The sequence below is a fragment of the Mucilaginibacter sediminis genome (assembly GCF_051903035.1).
Classification (GTDB): domain Bacteria; phylum Bacteroidota; class Bacteroidia; order Sphingobacteriales; family Sphingobacteriaceae; genus Mucilaginibacter.
On record NZ_CP170602.1, the window covers coordinates 1,237,251 to 1,254,124 of the forward strand.

At 45.8% G+C, this 16,874-nt stretch carries 11 protein-coding genes; 3 read left to right on the forward strand and 8 right to left on the reverse strand.

All coding sequences use genetic code 11. The features are described from left to right. Window positions 1-140: 140 nt before the first annotated feature. The 8 genes from ACFGVS_RS04910 to ACFGVS_RS04945 all read right to left on the reverse strand — a co-directional run bounded on the left by ACFGVS_RS04910 (window position 141) and on the right by ACFGVS_RS04945 (window position 7,236). On the reverse strand, window positions 141-1,064 hold the full coding sequence (locus ACFGVS_RS04910) for a helix-turn-helix domain-containing protein (protein ID WP_439697709.1): 924 nt from the start codon (window positions 1,062-1,064) through the stop codon (window positions 141-143). A gap of 16 nt (window positions 1,065-1,080) precedes the next feature. Further along, a complete protein-coding gene (locus ACFGVS_RS04915) occupies window positions 1,081-2,007 on the reverse strand; it encodes an SDR family oxidoreductase (RefSeq protein ID WP_439697710.1) in 927 nt (308 codons plus the stop codon). Window positions 2,008-2,013: 6 nt separating this feature from the next. Next, on the reverse strand, window positions 2,014-2,904 hold the full coding sequence (locus tag ACFGVS_RS04920; protein ID WP_090650641.1) for an SDR family oxidoreductase: 891 nt from the start codon (window positions 2,902-2,904) through the stop codon (window positions 2,014-2,016). 439 nt (window positions 2,905-3,343) lie between these two features. Beyond that, window positions 3,344-3,937 (reverse strand): dihydrofolate reductase family protein, encoded by a 594-nt coding sequence (locus ACFGVS_RS04925; RefSeq protein WP_090650640.1) that lies wholly within the window; start codon window positions 3,935-3,937, stop codon window positions 3,344-3,346. A 95-nt stretch (window positions 3,938-4,032) separates the two neighbouring features. After that, window positions 4,033-4,872 carry a hypothetical protein gene (locus ACFGVS_RS04930; RefSeq protein WP_439697711.1) on the reverse strand — a complete coding sequence of 280 codons (840 nt, stop codon included), beginning with the start codon at window positions 4,870-4,872 and terminating at the stop codon, window positions 4,033-4,035. A 5-nt stretch (window positions 4,873-4,877) separates the two neighbouring features. Further along, window positions 4,878-5,360 (reverse strand): YybH family protein, encoded by a 483-nt coding sequence (locus ACFGVS_RS04935; RefSeq protein WP_439697712.1) that lies wholly within the window; start codon window positions 5,358-5,360, stop codon window positions 4,878-4,880. Between the two features lie 17 nt (window positions 5,361-5,377). Next, window positions 5,378-5,956: a cupin domain-containing protein gene (locus ACFGVS_RS04940; RefSeq protein WP_439697713.1), complete on the reverse strand. Its 579-nt coding sequence runs from the start codon at window positions 5,954-5,956 to the stop codon at window positions 5,378-5,380. A gap of 17 nt (window positions 5,957-5,973) precedes the next feature. Next, a complete protein-coding gene (locus ACFGVS_RS04945; protein ID WP_439697714.1) occupies window positions 5,974-7,236 on the reverse strand; it encodes a serine hydrolase domain-containing protein in 1,263 nt (420 codons plus the stop codon). A gap of 490 nt (window positions 7,237-7,726) precedes the next feature. On the opposite strand from ACFGVS_RS04945, the gene ACFGVS_RS04950 reads away from it, so the two are divergent. From ACFGVS_RS04950 to ACFGVS_RS04960, 3 genes are all read left to right on the forward strand, one after another. Continuing rightward, on the forward strand, window positions 7,727-8,872 hold the full coding sequence (locus ACFGVS_RS04950; RefSeq protein ID WP_090650626.1) for a methionine aminotransferase: 1,146 nt from the start codon (window positions 7,727-7,729) through the stop codon (window positions 8,870-8,872). 138 nt (window positions 8,873-9,010) lie between these two features. After that, window positions 9,011-9,796, forward strand: coding sequence for an amidohydrolase (locus ACFGVS_RS04955; RefSeq protein ID WP_439697715.1), 786 nt, complete (start codon window positions 9,011-9,013; stop codon window positions 9,794-9,796). Window positions 9,797-10,478: 682 nt separating this feature from the next. After that, complete coding sequence (locus ACFGVS_RS04960; protein WP_439697716.1) at window positions 10,479-16,874, forward strand: cadherin-like beta sandwich domain-containing protein; 6,396 nt, start codon at window positions 10,479-10,481, stop codon at window positions 16,872-16,874.

Consider the following 16,874-nt stretch of genomic DNA (forward strand, 5'->3'; position numbering starts at 1 on the left):
GCATGTCGAGGACTTCCTGGTGCCTTATAATAATGTATATCGTATGGCGGCGAAGGCTTTGCCCATTTGATGTGATTCAGGCGCGGGCATTGACCCGCTGGCCACGCTCGACCCAAAACCAGATTTGTTGTTTGTGAATATCAGTTGAAAGAATTGCGGAACTCCAGCGGCGAGAAACTGGTTTTGGTTTTGAACAGCTTGCTGAAAGACTGCAGGTGTTCAAACCCCAGGTCATAGGCAATTTCGCTGACGGAAAGATTAGTGGTCGAAAGTTTCTCTTTGGCCAGTTCTATCAGCTTGTTGTGCAAATGCTGCTGGGTATTCTGGCCGGTAAGCGACTTGAGCAGGCCGCTCAGGTAACCGGGTGAGATATTTAAGTTCTCGGCAATATAAGTAACGCTGGGCAGCCCTTTCCGGGCGAGTGCGCCGCTGCTAAAGTAAGCGGCGAGTAAATTTTCCAGTTTGGATAGTATTTCATGGCTGGTTATCTTGCGGGTGATGAACTGCCGCTGGTAAAACCTTTCCGAATAGGTGAGCAATAGTTCCAGTTGGGCAATGATCACGCTTTGGCTAAACCTGTCAATGTTGGCATGATATTCCTGCTCTATATTTTGTGCAATGGCTGTGAGCATGGTTTCTTCCTTGTCAGATAAGTGAAGCGCCTCATAAACCGAGTAATTGAAAAATTCGTATTGCCTGATTGTTTTGGCCAGCGGGGTGTTCCATAAAAAATCCGGGTGAATCAGGATCATCCATCCTTCGCGACGGTGCATTACGCTGCCTTTTTCAATCTCCATTCCAAAGACCTGCCCCGGCGACATGAAGAACAGTACACCTTCATCAAAATCGCATGTTTGCTGGCCGTATTTAAACTTGGCATTCTTCACTCTTTTCATCGAGATAGAATAAAAATCATAGATCAAACTGAACGCCCCCTCTGCCAGGGGTTTGTTTAGGTTGCCCATATGCACCAGGCTAATCAGCGGGTGCGCCGGTTTAGGCAAACCTGCCATACGGTGATATTCGGTGATGGTATGAAAATGAAAAAGCCGGTTACTGTTCATAGCTATGCTAAATTCGTTATTTTTTATGATATGCTTCGGCAAACTCTTCAGCAAAATCAGCCAGTTTCACCTTGCCCATTTTGGGCCGGCTCTTGTGAAAGTTTTCAAGCGCTTTACCGCTGTGCATGGCGGCCTGCATTTCAACTAAGGTTTGTGCCAGCTTTTCCGGTACTTTGGCCATCTTTAATCCCCGCAGCATTTCCTTATCAGTAAGCAGCACCCATTTTAGCCAGGGCTTGCCTACCGCGCTGCCAATGATCCTGGCCGCTTCGTTACACGTCATTTCATCGCTGCCTACGTAGCGGATGGTTTTCTCTTTGGGCGATAGCTGCAATTCCCCGGCAACGGCATCCGCAATATCCTTTGGCGAAACAAAAACTATCCGGTCTTCTCCGCCGTAGTTACCCATCAGCAGGCCGGTTTTACCGGTTAGCAGGGCCCCAAGGCCGGAATAACGCAGCGTTAAAAATTTACCAATGAAGCCTTTGCCTTTGATGAGGTTAATGGACTGATAAAAGTTGGTATAAAAAGCGCCAGGCCGCATAATAGTGATAGAGGCGTCCAGGTCGTCAAATACATGTTCTACGTTTTCGGTTTTAACCAGGTCTGCCACCCAACCGCTCATTAGTACTACCCGTTGGATGCAGGTGTCCTTAAGGGCCCGCACATAATTTTGAGCTATCCTATACATATAACTGCCCAGATCGGGCTCGGTGAAGCTTAAGGGGATCATGGCATAAACAGCGTCTGCGCCTTTGAAAGTATGGGTCAAAAACGGTACGTCGTCTATTGAGCCAATGGCTGGTTCCGCGCCTAAGTTTTCGATAGCTGCCTGTTTTTTAGGGTCGCTGCTTACAACGGTTACCGCGTGCCCCCGGGCAATTAATAGTTCTGTCAGCGGTTTACTAATGTTCCCCAATGAACCGGTTACAATAATCTTCATTGCTTGTTATCTGGTATAAATACCGTTCTCAATATCGTTAAGCAAGGTGTTGTGCGTTGGGTGCCACTTCAAATATTCCCGCGTCCGGCTGCTCGATGTCGGGCAGTCGATAGCGGCCATGTGTGAAAACCATCCAAAATGTTCGGCAGCGGCCTCAGCAGCAATTGATTTTACCGGGAGATTAAGTTGTTTTCCTATAGATTCGGCAATAGACTTAACCGTGATGGCTTCTTCCGCAGAACCATGAAAACGGACTCCAGGTACAGCGTTCTCCAAAGCCAACCTGTACAAACGGGCAGCATCCAACCGGTGTACGGCGTTCCATTGGTTAAGCCCTTCGCCGATATATGCCGATACGCCTGTCTGCCTTGCTATATTAACCAGTATGGGTATAAAACCATGTTTATCCCCGTCGCCATGCACCGATGGTGACAGGCGGATAACTGCCGCACGAACACCCTGCGAGGCTACAACGTCTGCTGCTTGCTCAGAGGCCCGCGGCCATGCAGGGTTTAACGGTGGAATAATATCTTCGGTAGCCAGCTTCCCGGGGCTTACCAGCGCCGTACCGGAGGTAACAATAAACGAACGGTTTGAACCGGCTAATACGTCGCCAATGGTTTCAATGGCTATTTTATCTACCTGGCAAACTTCCGCAAACCGGGTAAAATCGTGAATAAAACCGGCATGGATAACGCCGTCGGCCTGTGCGGCGCCGCTGCGCAGGCTATCAAGGTCTTCCAGATCACCCCTGTGAACTTCTGCACCGGCATCGGCCAGCTTTTGGGCCGATGCATCTGAACGGGCCAACCCCAGCACATGGTGGCCGGCACCTATTAATTCCTGCACAATAGCAGTACCAATGAAGCCTGTGGCTCCTGTTACAAATACACGCATAAATAATTCTGTTTTGTTGATACAAAGATGGGCTGCTTTAGCTGGCAGAATTTATCCAAATCTGCGTTTGATTTAGCCAAAACTGTAAAAAGTATCTAAATAGCCCGAACTTGAATTATTGTGCGATCTACTCAGTGTAAACGCGCGGTGGCATTAAATTATTTGGCGAACTCCTAAACCTGTAGCCTATAGCCCCACGATGAAGCCATTAACCTACCGGCTATCTGAGTGGGTAGGTTAATGCAATCATTAGTGAAATGGAGTGCCCCCTACAGTACAATTTAAAATTGAGCTGACTTACTAATTAATTCAAATTGTATCTGTTTAAAGGTCTGATGTTTTCGGTAGGTTTGAAAGAAATAAAAAAATAATGGGTTTTACCCAACCCTCATTTTTTATAAAATCCTGCGCAGTAAAGCTATTTGAAACAGCCATCCCGTTAAGCTCCGATAGTGCCTGTTTTAACTTCGCCGGCGCGTTTGTAATTGGCAAAAATAACTCCACCCGGCGTAACCAAACTTTCTGTTAATGTAAATGCCGCCGGGATTGTGCTGTTGTTAAACAACCTTTTTCCTTCGCCAAGCAGCACGGGGTAAATTTTGAGCCAAAGCTCGTCTACCAGATCATGTGCGAGCAATAAATGAACAAGCTCGCTGCTGCCCCAAACTTTAATGTCGGCACCATCAGTATTTTTGAGCTTTTCGATATCCGCCACACTGGTAAGGAAAGTTGTGTTTTGCCAATCCGACTTTTGCATGGTGGCCGACAAGACGTATTTTGTTACCTCATTAATACCTGGCCAATAGCCGGAGTGTTGGGGCCAATAAGATGCAAAAATTTCGAATGTTTTCCGGCCCAGTAAAAGATCGGCAGGCTCCATCTGTTTTTGCATAGCCTTACCAGAAACTTCGTCGCCATAAGGTGCCGACCAGCCACCGTATTTAAAACCACCTGATGGATCTTCCTCAGGGCTGCCGGGTGCCTGCATCACACCGTCTAATGTTATAAATGTTGTAACGATGATTTTTCGCATGTGTATATCGTCAGTGATGATTCACCATTTAAGTCCCGCGTTCTTTACAAATTTAATGCTATTAACGCGAACTGCGGATACAAAAGTGTGCCATTTTACCGTCGAAGAAGTAAACGCACCCCAATAAGATAATACATCACAAAAGTAATGGCGGGAATAGCCACCAGGTAGCCTGCTGTGCCAAAAGGTTCTGGCCAGGAAGGAGGTATTAGTTCCAGCAAAATGGCAATTAAACTGCAGCCAATATACCAACGGGATGCATGTTTACTGAGTGAGCCCGTTATTTTGAGCGCCACGGCAAAAAGGAGGGTGCCCAGGTATATCAATACAACTTCGGCCACGCTGATTACATAAAATAGACTTTTTACCGCGACGTATAAATCCGGCCGTTTCGCGGCCGGGTTTGCAGCAAACAGCCGGAAAGCATCGGTAAGGTAATAACCCCAGAATGCCATATTGATGATAAACAGGGGCACTGCTATGCTTAGCGCTGCAAATGCTAATACCGAATACAGATTTTCGCCCGCTTCCTGTAAACGGGTTTTCAGCAGGGCGGCACCCAACAAAAGTAAAATTCCGCCTGCTATAAGGATGGTGTAGCGGGTTTGCTGTTCAGCAGCGGTGTTAACCCAGCCCTGCAGTGTTGAGGGTGGCGGCCCCATGCCTGCAAAGATGGAAAATAACAGCCATGGTATAAATAGTAACAGCGCGGTAACAGCTTGTTGTTTACCAGATCGATCTTGTTTCCAAAGGCGGTGTACACCAAGATGATATGCGGAGAAGGTCATCAAACAGGCATTTAAACCCCAAATGGGTAAGTAAAATTTATAACTTACCGAACCTATGCCAAAACCAATAGCCATGGTTACAGGTGGAACAAGCCATAGGTATGCCAGGCTCAGTTTTTGTTTAAATGAGGTAGAATCGTTATGCATCTCAATTATTTTATTCCTTTTTCCAGTTTGGCATTTTGCCCGGCGAGAATCTTCCAGGAGCCATCGCGTTTTATCATAACAATCATCCTCCGAAACTCAAACGTTTGGCCGGGAAACCGTTCGTCGCCATCTAATGCTGTGCGCACATGCGATATGGCAAAGTTTGGATATGGGTAGATAATATCCTCGACGGCACGGGTATAGTAATGCGTTCCTTTAAAATAGGTGGTATGCACCTGCTGATAATGAAACTGAATATCGTCCCGTCCTTTATAATAGGCCCCAAACCAGTTAACCCAGGTGGCATCAACGGTATAATTATCAGCAAGGCCTTTAGGATCGTGTCGGTTCCAGGCGTCTTCGTAATTTTTTATGAGCTGCCTAATCTGCGGATTTTCCTTAGTGGTATCTGTTTGCTGGCTGTAGGCTTTAAAACCATACAACCAGCACAAACAAACTACTATGAACTTAAAACTACTAACTTTCATAACCTGGTGACTGGAATTTAAAACGCTTTTAGTATATCAATTGGCGGCCCAACGCGTTCAAAGCCGTGTTGTTTCCTGAACTCGTCCTGCTCGGCTTCGGGTTTGCCTTTCATTTGCCCTTCGCTTATCGCTATAAAACACTCTTCCATTTTACCTGCCGGCTGAAAAGTAGTGAGCATTCGGCCAACCCCTTCACCTACCTTTGAAAATGCGTGCGGTACACCACGCGGGCCAAACACACTATCACCGGGCTTAACATGGTGCATTTTATCGCCCACTGTTATTACAAACTCACCTTCCAAAATATACCACCACTCGTCCTGGTTATAATGGAGATGCAGGTTGGGACCTCCTTTTTTAACTCGCGATGATTCATATACATAAAAATCGCCATCGGTATCTTTGGTAGATACTTTGGAGTAAAATGTATCACCATCAAACAGGCTGATGGGCTTTTGGAAGCGGTCGGTCCCGGCATCTGTTTTATAGCCGTTTTTTTCTCTAAGCATGGTAAAGCTTTTGGCGATGGTGGCTATGGGGCTGGCTAAAATGGCGCCCGTTACGGATATCATTTGGAGAAAGGTGTTACGTTTCATGATGGTGGAAGTTTGGTTTATTTAATGAACAAGTCGTCAGTAGCCCAGGTTGGATTTTTGGCGTAAGCCTTCCAGAATATCTGGTCTAAGTCATAGTCGAAATTAGTTTTCCAACTACGGGTGTTGGTTAAAATCACAAAGTTAAATCCATTATCCAAACGACCCTGTTCTGTGGCGGTACCGGGCAGGCTCCCTGTATGAAAATAGTTGTTACCTGAAATACCCCAGCCGCATCCGTAAGCTGCGTTGGCAGTTGAGCCGGTATACATAATATTTAAGGTTGATGGTGTAAGGATATCCGGACGTACCGGAAATTTATCGATATAAACCAGGAACCTGGCCAGGTCGGCAGCTGTAGCAATCCACCCTCCGTGCGAGTCCATCCGGCTCACATTCATTGCATAAGGATCTTCGCCATACTGGCCATAGTAAGTAACTTCTTTTGGAAGTTTTTGGGCAAATGTGTTACCGCCAATAGTCATATCGGTAATTCCGATAGGTGTTAATACCAATGTTTTCACCGCTTCTTCATAGGTTTGGCCTGTAATTTTTTCTATCACGCGGCCTAATATGCAATAACCAAAATTCGAGTAATCGTAGTTTGTGCCTGGTACATGGTCAAGCGGGCGGTTATCTAAAGTCCAGGTGATGAGTTGTGCCGCTGTCATTGCCTGATTACTGAACATCGGGTCGTTCACTTCGTTACCCCAGCCTCCGGATGTATGGTGCAGCAGTTCATCAACAGTAATATCGGTAATATGTGCGCCGTAGGCCTTAGTGCCATAGGTTTTACCTAAAAGCGCGCCATCGCCAAATACTTTGTCGTTCAGCTTTATTTTACCCTGATCAAGCAATTTCATTATAGTAACGGAGGTAAACTGCTTTGAAAGGCTGGCTAACCGGTAACGATCGGTTATTGCCGCTTTGGTACCCTTAGATTTATCGGTTATGCCATACGCTTTCAGGTAAACCAATTTTTCTCCTTTGGTGATGGCTACAGATACTGCCGGCACGTTATAAGTGGTCATAAAAGCATTTACTTCATCATCTAAAGCAGATACCGCAATTTTGCTGGCAGTAAGGGTGTCAACCGTCGTTCCTGAACCAGTACCGGTACCTGTACCTGTGCCTGTTCCCGTTCCCGTATCTATCTTAGTAGCCGGGGGCGAATCTTTGCTACAACCGGTAAAAAGCAGCATGCCGGCAACTGCAACTAATTTGGTAAATTTTAAAGCGTAAATAGCAAAGCGGTAAGTCGCGGACTTATAATTTTTTTTCATAGGTAATAGGTAGTTGTTTAATAACAAAGCCTTATAAGGAATCAAAGAAACAGAAACGGGCTGAAAAATTCTTTCGCGTTTGTTGCAAATCCATTTGATTTTGTTGCGTAATGAAACCAAACTGGAAGATGAGCCGTCATTATCGATGTGGCACCCCTTCGCTAAACGCAATTTATTTGCAGTTATAGGTAAAAGGGTTGACAGCCGCGCTCACCGGAAAATTTTGATCGTGATATTGGGAGATAAGGGTTGCGTTAATGTTTGTAGGTGCGGCGCCTCCGATTTACGCAAAAGAAGCATCCCCAATTATTGCCAAACCGAAGCAAATCAGCTTCAAAGGACCTGAATTATTATAGCTTAAGATACCGCATACTTACTGTTTTACAGCAGCGCTATTATTTTTCTTACAACGGTAAATACTTTCAAAAAACTAAAAATACGTATTAATACGTTTACCGGTTCGTGCTTTTTTACTTACTTTAGCCCTTAGATGATTTCTGTAGTTTCAAAATTACCCCAAACGGGTACTACCATATTTACGGTGATGTCGGCCCTGGCCAATGAGGTTGGTGCTATAAACTTGTCGCAGGGATTTCCGGATTATAACTGCTCGGCCGACCTGATCGAACTGGTTAACAAGGCGATGACTGATGGCCATAACCAATATGCCCCTATGGCCGGCGTAATGAGTTTAAGGGAGCGTATTGCCGAAAAAACCGAGAGGCTTTACGGTGCCGTTTATAATCCCGAAACCGAAATAACCATTACTGCGGGCGGCACGCAGGCTATATTTACTGCCATTAGCGCTGTTATACACCCCAATGACGAGGTTATTATTTTTGAGCCCGCATTTGATTGCTATGCCCCTGCCATAAAGCTGATGGGCGGCGTTGTAAAATCATTACCGCTTGAGCCGCCAAACTACCGCATTGCCTGGGATATGGTAAAAAGGCTTATCAACCACAAAACCAAAATGATTATCCTTAATTCGCCGCATAACCCTACTGCTACTATTTTGCACAAGGAGGATATTGACGAGTTAAGCGCATTGGTTAAAAACCAGGATATTTTAATACTAAGCGATGAGGTTTACGAGCACCTGATATATGATGGCCAAACGCACCACAGTATGGCGCGCTACCCGGATTTACAACAGCGAAGCTTTATAGTGGCATCATTTGGCAAGCCTTTTCACGCTACCGGCTGGAAGGTGGGTTACTGTATGGCGCCGGCCTACCTGATGCATGAATTCAGGAAAATTCACCAGTTTTTGGTTTTCGCGGTTAATACCCCCATACAATATGCTATTGCCGAGCATCTAAAAAATGAAGAAACTTATACGGGTTTGCCAGAGTTTTTTCAGCAGAAACGTGACTACTTTCGCCAGGGGCTGGAACAAACCCGGTTTGAATTGCTGCCCTGCCATGGATCATACTTTCAATCAGTACGTTACAGCAATATAACCGACGAAAAAGATGCCGATTTTGTACTGCGTTTAACTAAGGAATTTGGCGTGGCGGCGATACCGGTTTCGGCCTTTTACAGCAAGGGTATTGACCACCATGTGTTAAGGTTTTGTTTCGCCAAAAGGCAAGAAACTTTGGATAAAGCCGTTGATAGGTTATTGAAAGTTTAATTTTGAGTTAATAGACCATGGTCGATAGTCCATGGTTGAAGCACAGAATTGAACAATCTGGTTAAAATAATTAGCTATCATCCATTAACTTTAAAAACTATAGGCCATCGACTATGGTCTATCGACTAAACACCGCTTATGGATAATCTTAAAATTACCGTTTTTCAAGGCTACCTTTTTTGGGAAAATACTGATAAAAATTTACAAAATATTACTTTACGCTTATCTGGCGGAATAAGGGAAAAAACAGACCTTATTATCCTGCCCGAAATGTTTAGCACCGGCTTTACCATGAATGCCGCCGCACTTGCCGAACCAATGGAAGGCAAAACCATGCAATGGATGCACCAAACCGCCAAACAACACGATTGCGTGGTTACAGGCAGTATTATTATCAAAGAAAACGACCATTACTACAACCGCCTCATTTGGATGCGCACCGATGGCACTTATGAGTATTATGATAAACGCCACCTGTTTGCTTTGGGCAAAGAACATAACACCTACACCGCCGGCACCAAAAAAATTATGGTGGAGCTGAACGGCTGGAAAATATGCCCCATGATTTGCTACGATCTGCGTTTCCCGGTATGGCTGCGCAACCTTGCCGATAACCCTTACGATTTATTGATAGTTGTAGCCAACTGGCCCGAACGCCGTGCCCTGCACTGGCGCACTTTATTACCCGCCCGCGCTGTTGAAAACCAGGCTTATGTAATTGGCGTAAACCGGGTAGGCCACGATGGCAACGAGGTTTACCACTCGGGCGATTCAACCTGTATCGATCCCAATGGAAACGTGGTTTATTACAAACGCGATGAGGACGATGTGTACACCTTCTCCATCATTGCAGATGAGGTAAAGAAAGCCCGCCGTGCCTTACCGTTTTTGAAAGACGCGGATGAATTTGAAATAAACCTTTAGGTCATTGGTCATTGGTCATTGGTGAGAATTGGGGTTGGGTTATTTGGTTTTAAAAATTTGCAGCGTATTTCAATATAACAAACGCAACATTTTTCGCGCCCGGCAAAATGGAAGGATCAAAAAGGGCTTTTTGGGATGGTTTTGAGCATTTGGTTAAGTTAGCCTTTGCCACTTAATTTATTTTTATAAATGGCCACCCACTTTTGGGTTATTGTTAAGCCCTGGATATTAAGGAGCAGGGCCTCTCCTACAAGCTTTCAACACAGTAATGATCATGCTATCAATTGGCCCGATAACGATTTTTCTTCACCGTTATTTTACAGCGCTTTTTTTTCTAATTACTGCCTGATTCAAAACATTTTAAGTATTTTCGACTAAATATTAACTATTCCTAAATAAGGCATATCAAACAGTTAAAATACGATGTTATTTACGGCTGTTTTTGTGGTTATATCTTTTTTAGGAACAGGGCATATCTGACCTTCACCTTATAAAAAAAATTGAATCAAGCACCAGGAACCAAAAGTCAAAAAAAGCACAGGTAAAAGTTTATTCAATCCAGGCCGCAGGCTGCGCTTAACGGTGTAATGGGCATGGATTTATTTTTTATACCTGACTCCCGGTTTATATAAGGTGCCAGAGGTATAATTACCATTAAAGTTCTCGTTTTTAAACCAACGTTATGAAAAAAAACCTACACCTCTCAATTTCACCATCCCTTTATAGATTATTGAATTACAGGGAATTATATATAGCTTTTTTTATAACTCTCCTGTCGGTTAAATTATTTGCGCAGGTGCCTGTGATCAGTTACAGCGGGCCCCAGGTTTACCGGCCAGGTGTGGCAATTACCCCGCTGAGTCCTACAAGCAGCCAGGTTGCCGCCCCGGCTTATAGCAGCAGCGCAACTACCGTTGGATCAGGGTATGCTAACCCGGTAGGTGTAGCCGTAGATAATGCGGGCAATGTGTATGTGGCCGATGCCGGCAACAATACTGTTAAACCCACTATATATAAAATACCGGCCGACGGCGGCCCACAGGTTGTGTTTTCCTCCAGTTTTAATCAGCTATTCGCCATAGCAATAGACCGTGCAAATAATTTTTACGTGTCGTCAAGCAATTTGTGGAAAATACCCGGGGGCAGCGGCACCCCTGTTAATTTAGGTAGTTTTAGTCAGCCGCAGGGTATAGCGGTAGACGCAGCGGGTAATGTATATGTGGCCGATACCTGGACTGGTTATATAAAGAAAATACCTTCCGGTGGGGGAAGTATTATAGTTTTGGGAATGGGGTTTAGTTCGCCAACCGGTATAGCTGTTGACAATAATGGCAATGTATTTGTTGCAGAAGACACAGGAAATGTAATACGGGAAATACCAGCCGGAGGCGGTAGTCCGGTTTTTATTGGAAGCGGTAATCGTCCAACCGGACTGGTAGTGGATGCTTCAGGCAATTTGTATTTTGTTGATTCCGGCACCCAAAGGATAAAAGAGATATCCGCAGGTACTCGCGTTGTAACAACTATTCGAACTATGTCAAGCCCCACCGCAATAGCATCAGACGCCTCAGGAAATCTATATGTAACCGGATCAAGCGGTTTTACGCGTATAGTTGAAAAAATAAAGCCTGTGGGGGGATACTATATAGCCCCTTTTTTGCCAGCCGGTTTAAACTTTAATGCCTCTACAGGCATTATCAGCGGTACGCCCGTTTCTACATCGCCTGCAACAAACTATATTGCCACGGCCTACAATAGCTCCGGCAGCGGTTCGGCAACGTTGAATTTAACAATTAGTTCAACACCAATAGTAACATTAAGCGCAGTAACCGGGAATATTTTTGCATTTGCCGGCACGGCGTCTGTCAGTCCACAAATTAAACAGTTTACAGTTTCGGGGGTTAATTTAACCGGAGACATTATTGCTACGGCGCCGGCAAATGTCGAAGTGTCCCTTGCTTCTGGCAGTGGTTACAGCAGCAGCATAACTATAACCCAATCAGGGGGTGTAACAGGAAACACCACAGTATATGTTCGATCTGCCGCATCTGCGCCCGTTGGTTCGATATCAGGAAATATAACACTTACTTCAACCGGGTTTACCCAGAATGTGGCGGTAACAGGTACAGTAAGTGCGGCGCTGCCCATTGTGGCCAGCACTGTTACCGGCAATATTTCTGCATGCCAGGGTACCGCTTCGGCAAGCCCGAACCTGCAACAGTTTACAGTTGCCGGCACCGGTTTAACAGGTAATATAATAGCAACTGCCCCAACAGGCTTCGAGTTATCACTTGCCTCGGGCAGCGGTTATGGCGGCAATGTAACGCTTACACAGTCAGGCGGCGCAGTAAATAATACCGTGATATATGTGCGGTCGGCGGCTACTGCACCTGCCGGTACCGTATCAGGCAACCTCGTGCTGAGTTCAACAGGAGCCACAAGCCAGAATGTGGCGGTAACAGGCAGAATAAATGCATTGCCGGTGGCCGACCCAATCACCAATCAAACCGTCGTAAATGGCGATACTACCACAACCATTAACTTTACAGGTACCGGCAATACCTTTACCTGGGTAAATGATACTCCGGGCATTGGTTTGGCAGCAAGCGGTACCGGCAAAATCGCTTCATTTACTGCTGTTAACAAAACAGCCAGCCCGGTAACTGCAACAATTACTGTAAGTCCGGCATCTACGGGAATGGTGTATGCTGCAAATCAAGATTACGATAATGTTTCGGTGGTCAATATTGCAACTAATAAAACTGTAGCTACGATACCGGTAGGTACATCCCCCCAGGGTGTTACGTTAAGCCATGACGGTACCAGGGCGTACACGGCCAATTATTTTTCATATAACATCTCGGTTATTAATACCGCAACTAACACCGTAATGGCTACGATCTGGCTCGGCGATAATTCGAGAGTCATGGTATTAAGCCCGGACGACAGCCGGCTATATGTAGTAAAGGAACAGTCGGGCGCTGTATCCGTGATCAATACCGCAACCAATACGATAACATCTACTATAACCGTTGGTGAAGCTCCTTCTTTTTTAGCGATAAGTCCAGATGGCAGCAGGATTTATGTAGAGAATGCCCAAAAAAACGTCTCAGTGATCAATACGGCCACAAATACGGTAATAGCTACAATTGATCTGGGTGCTTCCGGTAGGTGTATGTCATTAAGCCCTGATGGCAGTCGTTTGTACCTGGGAACCAGTGGTAATAGTGTTTTGGTTGTCAATACCTCAACCAACACGGTTGTGGCAACTATACCTGTATCAGATCCCGACTATTTTGCAATAAGTCCTGATGGGAGTCGTTGCTACATACTGAACGGCTCAAGTAGTGTAACTGTCGTCAATACAACAACTAATACAGTAATAGCTACTATTACAGTGGGATCGCAGCCCCAAGGTCTGTGTATATCGCCTGATGGCAGTAAGGTTTATGTTGCTAATACGTATTCTAATAATGTTTCGGTGATCGATGCTACGTCAAATACGGTGGTATCCACTATCCCGACAGGCAAATCACCTACCGATATATCGCCAAGCGCCGATGGCAACCAGGTGTTTGTACTAAACAATAGTAATGTTGTCTCTGTGATCAATGTCTTATCAAATACCGTAGTATCCAATCTCTCTGTAGGCAAATTCCCCGCATTCTTTACCACAGGCGGAACCGGCTGTAGTGGCGCAGCAGCTACCTTTACTATTACCGTAAACCCATCACCTCCTGCCATTCATGGCGGTACAGCAGCAGGCACTATTTCTGCTTGTTTAGGCAGTGCTTCATTAAACACGCAACGGTTTATGGTTACCGGCAATGGTTTAACAGGCAATATTACCGCTACAGCCCCAACAGCCTTTGAGGTATCACTTGCCTACAGCGGCGGATTTGCCAGCGCTGTAACCATTACACAAGTAGCGGGCAAGGTAGACAGCACCCTAATTTATGTACGGTCGGCGGCAACAGCGCCGGTTGGCAGCATATCAGGTAGCGTAACGCTAACTTCACCAGGCATAACCAGCCAAAATGTAGCGGTAACCGGAACAATAAATACATTGCCAACAGTAAACACCATACCCAACCAAACAATTACAAACGGCGGTAGTACCGCAGCTATTAACTTTACAGGCACAGGCAATACTTTTACCTGGGTTAATGATACGCCCGGCGCAGGCCTTGCAGCAAGCGGTATTGGGAATATAGCATCTTTTACGGGCGTAAATACAGGCAGCAGCCCCGTTACAGCTACCATTACCGTTACACCGGTTTCGGCAGGCTTTGCATATATGCCAAGTAGTAATTCTAATTATGTCTCGGTGATCAACACAGCTACAGATATGGTGATTGACAAAATAACTGTTGGACAGGGGCCGCTAGCCGTAGGCACATCGGCCGACGGCAGCCGCGTGTATGTGGCAAATCAAACGGACAATACCGTGTCGGTTATCAATACTATAACTAATACTGTGATAACAACCATTCCAGTAGGCCTATTCCCGCAAGGTGTAACGGTAAGTCCGGACGGCAGTAAAGTATATGTAGCAAATGCTAATTCAAATTCAGTCTCGGTGATCAATACCGTAACAAATACGGTAACAGCTACTATTGAGGTAGGTTCATTTCCCCAGGGCATTTCTGTAAGCCCCGATGGCAGCACGGTATACGTATCGAATTCACTGGGGGCTAGCGTATCGGTCATTTACACCCCATACAATACAACAGTTTCTACTATTCCGGTGGGCCGTAATCCTAATAGTATTTCAATGAGTACAGTTGGCAGCAAGGTTTATGTAGCAAATTATGATTCAAACAGTGTCTCGGTGATCAATACCGCAGCTGATACTGTTGAAGCTACAATAACGGTTGGTTTATCTCCTGTCGGCGTTTCTGTAAGCCCCGATGGCAGCAAGGTATATGTGTCAAATTTTGTTTCAAAAACCGTCTCGGTTATAAATACTAAGACTAATACCGTTATCGCGACAATTACTGTTGGTTCCGGTGTCGGTAGTTTATCGGTGAATTCAGATGGCAGCAAGGTTTATGTAGCAAATTATTATTCAAACACTGTCTCGGTTATTAATACTATAACAAATGCCGTAATAACCGCCATACCTGTAGGTCAGGGACCAGCATCATCAGGAAATTTTATTACCTATGGAACAGGCTGTGCAGGCGCACCTATCACCTTCACCATCACCGTAAACCCATCCAATAATCCTTCGCTAAGTTCATTAACCATGAACCCGGGTTCTCCGCTGATCCTGGCAAGTTCAGCAGTTGGTACAGTAAATTATACAACGGGGGTCGACGCAACAACCAGTAGCGTAACGCTTACCCCAACAGCAACTTATCCAAGTGGCACTATTACGGTAAACGGCGTACCGGTAACCAGCGGTACACCGTCGGCCCCCATACCGCTTAATAGCGGCCCCACTTTAATAACTACCGTGGTAACTGCGCCGGACGGCATTGCTACAAAAACCTATACCGTAACGGTAAACAGAACAGGGTCAAACAGCGGCGCGTTAAGCACGTTGATCCTGAGCCCGGCTTCTCCGCTGGTGCTGACAAGCGCCACTGTAAGCAATGTGAATTATAAAACGTCTGTAGATCCCTCCATAAACACCGTTACCTTTACACCAACAGTAGTTGAAGCTGGTGCAACAATAACCGTAAACGGGGTTGCCGTAAGCAGCGGCTCCGCCTCGGGTCCGATAACGCTGAACACCGGCCCTACCACAATAACTGTCCTGGTAACTGCCCCCGATGGAACTACTATCAAAACTTATGCTGTAACGGTAATCAGGGCATCAAATAATGCCACCTTAAGCACCTTGATCATGAACCCGCCCGGCGCAATGTTTCCGGCATTTGGCCCCACCAGTGTGAATTACACAACCGCTGTAGATCCTGCCGTCAGCAGCATAAGAATTACACCTACCACACAGGATACAAATGCTACGGTAACCGTAAATGGCGTACCGGTTAGCAGCGGCTCCGCATCGGGAGTAATAACGCTTAACAGCGGCCCTACTTTGATAACCACTGTGGTAACCGCGCCGGATGGTATCACAACCAAAACCTATAATGTAACGGTAAACAGGACAGGATCAAACAATGGCACATTAAGCTCATTGGTCATGAACCCCGGGTCGACGCTGTTTCTTACTAATGCAAATACCACTGCCGTAGATTACACTACCTCTGTTGAGCCAACTGTGACCAGTGTAACGTTTACCCCCTCGGTGCAGCAACCGGGTGCAACTATAACGGTAAATGGCGTTGCGGTAAGGAGCGGTACCACTTCTGGTCCGATAGCGCTTAACAGCGGCCCCACAATAATACCTACCGTAGTAACAGCACCGGATGGCGTGACTACCAAAACCTATTTTGTTACAGTAAACAAAGTGGGGTCAAATAATGCCAGGTTAAGCTCATTGGTCCTAAATCCGCATTCAGCACTGGCTTTGGTAAGCTCAACACCAACTAATGTGGAGTATACAACAGTAGTACCTGATACGGTTGGCACAGTTACCCTAACCGCGATAACAACCGACCCCAATGCCACTTTCACCATAAATGGCACTAACGCTTCGCCGGCTACCATAACGCTGAACGTGGGCGATAACCTGGTAACAACCCTGGTTACTGCCCATGATGGCGTAACCACTAAAACCTATAACATAACCATAACCAGGCTGGCGGGGCTGGTTGGATTTGTAAATAACCATAGCCTTAGCCTGCCTGCTGCCCTGAGCCTTGCAGACAATATGCAAAATGACGGCATAACGGTTCACCAGGGTGTTTCACCGAATGGCGACGGCATTGCCGATGTGTTTACCATTGATGGCATTACAGCTTATCCTGATAATAAATTAACCATTGTTGACCGGAGCGGCGCACCTGTATTTGAAGCCGCGGGATATGATAATACGAATAAGGTATTTAACGGGCGATCCAATAAAACGGGCGCAATGCAGCATGCGGGTACTTATTATTACTTGCTGGAATACCGCAATAAAGGCCAGTTGAAACGTAAAACCGGCTATTTAATCATCAAATATTAA

What these genes read in the sequence shown, in the direction of transcription:
- ACFGVS_RS04910 (WP_439697709.1), bottom strand. Translation starts at nt 1,064, where the DNA reads ATGAACAGTAACCGGCTTTTTCATTTTCATACCATCACCGAATATCAC.
- ACFGVS_RS04915 (WP_439697710.1), bottom strand. Translation starts at nt 2,007, where the DNA reads ATGAAGATTATTGTAACCGGTTCATTGGGGAACATTAGTAAACCGCTG.
- ACFGVS_RS04920 (WP_090650641.1), bottom strand. Translation starts at nt 2,904, where the DNA reads ATGCGTGTATTTGTAACAGGAGCCACAGGCTTCATTGGTACTGCTATT.
- ACFGVS_RS04925 (WP_090650640.1), bottom strand. Translation starts at nt 3,937, where the DNA reads ATGCGAAAAATCATCGTTACAACATTTATAACATTAGACGGTGTGATG.
- ACFGVS_RS04930 (WP_439697711.1), bottom strand. Translation starts at nt 4,872, where the DNA reads ATGCATAACGATTCTACCTCATTTAAACAAAAACTGAGCCTGGCATAC.
- ACFGVS_RS04935 (WP_439697712.1), bottom strand. Translation starts at nt 5,360, where the DNA reads ATGAAAGTTAGTAGTTTTAAGTTCATAGTAGTTTGTTTGTGCTGGTTG.
- ACFGVS_RS04940 (WP_439697713.1), bottom strand. Translation starts at nt 5,956, where the DNA reads ATGAAACGTAACACCTTTCTCCAAATGATATCCGTAACGGGCGCCATT.
- ACFGVS_RS04945 (WP_439697714.1), bottom strand. Translation starts at nt 7,236, where the DNA reads ATGAAAAAAAATTATAAGTCCGCGACTTACCGCTTTGCTATTTACGCT.
- ACFGVS_RS04950 (WP_090650626.1), top strand. Translation starts at nt 7,727, where the DNA reads ATGATTTCTGTAGTTTCAAAATTACCCCAAACGGGTACTACCATATTT.
- ACFGVS_RS04955 (WP_439697715.1), top strand. Translation starts at nt 9,011, where the DNA reads ATGGATAATCTTAAAATTACCGTTTTTCAAGGCTACCTTTTTTGGGAA.
- ACFGVS_RS04960 (WP_439697716.1), top strand. Translation starts at nt 10,479, where the DNA reads ATGAAAAAAAACCTACACCTCTCAATTTCACCATCCCTTTATAGATTA.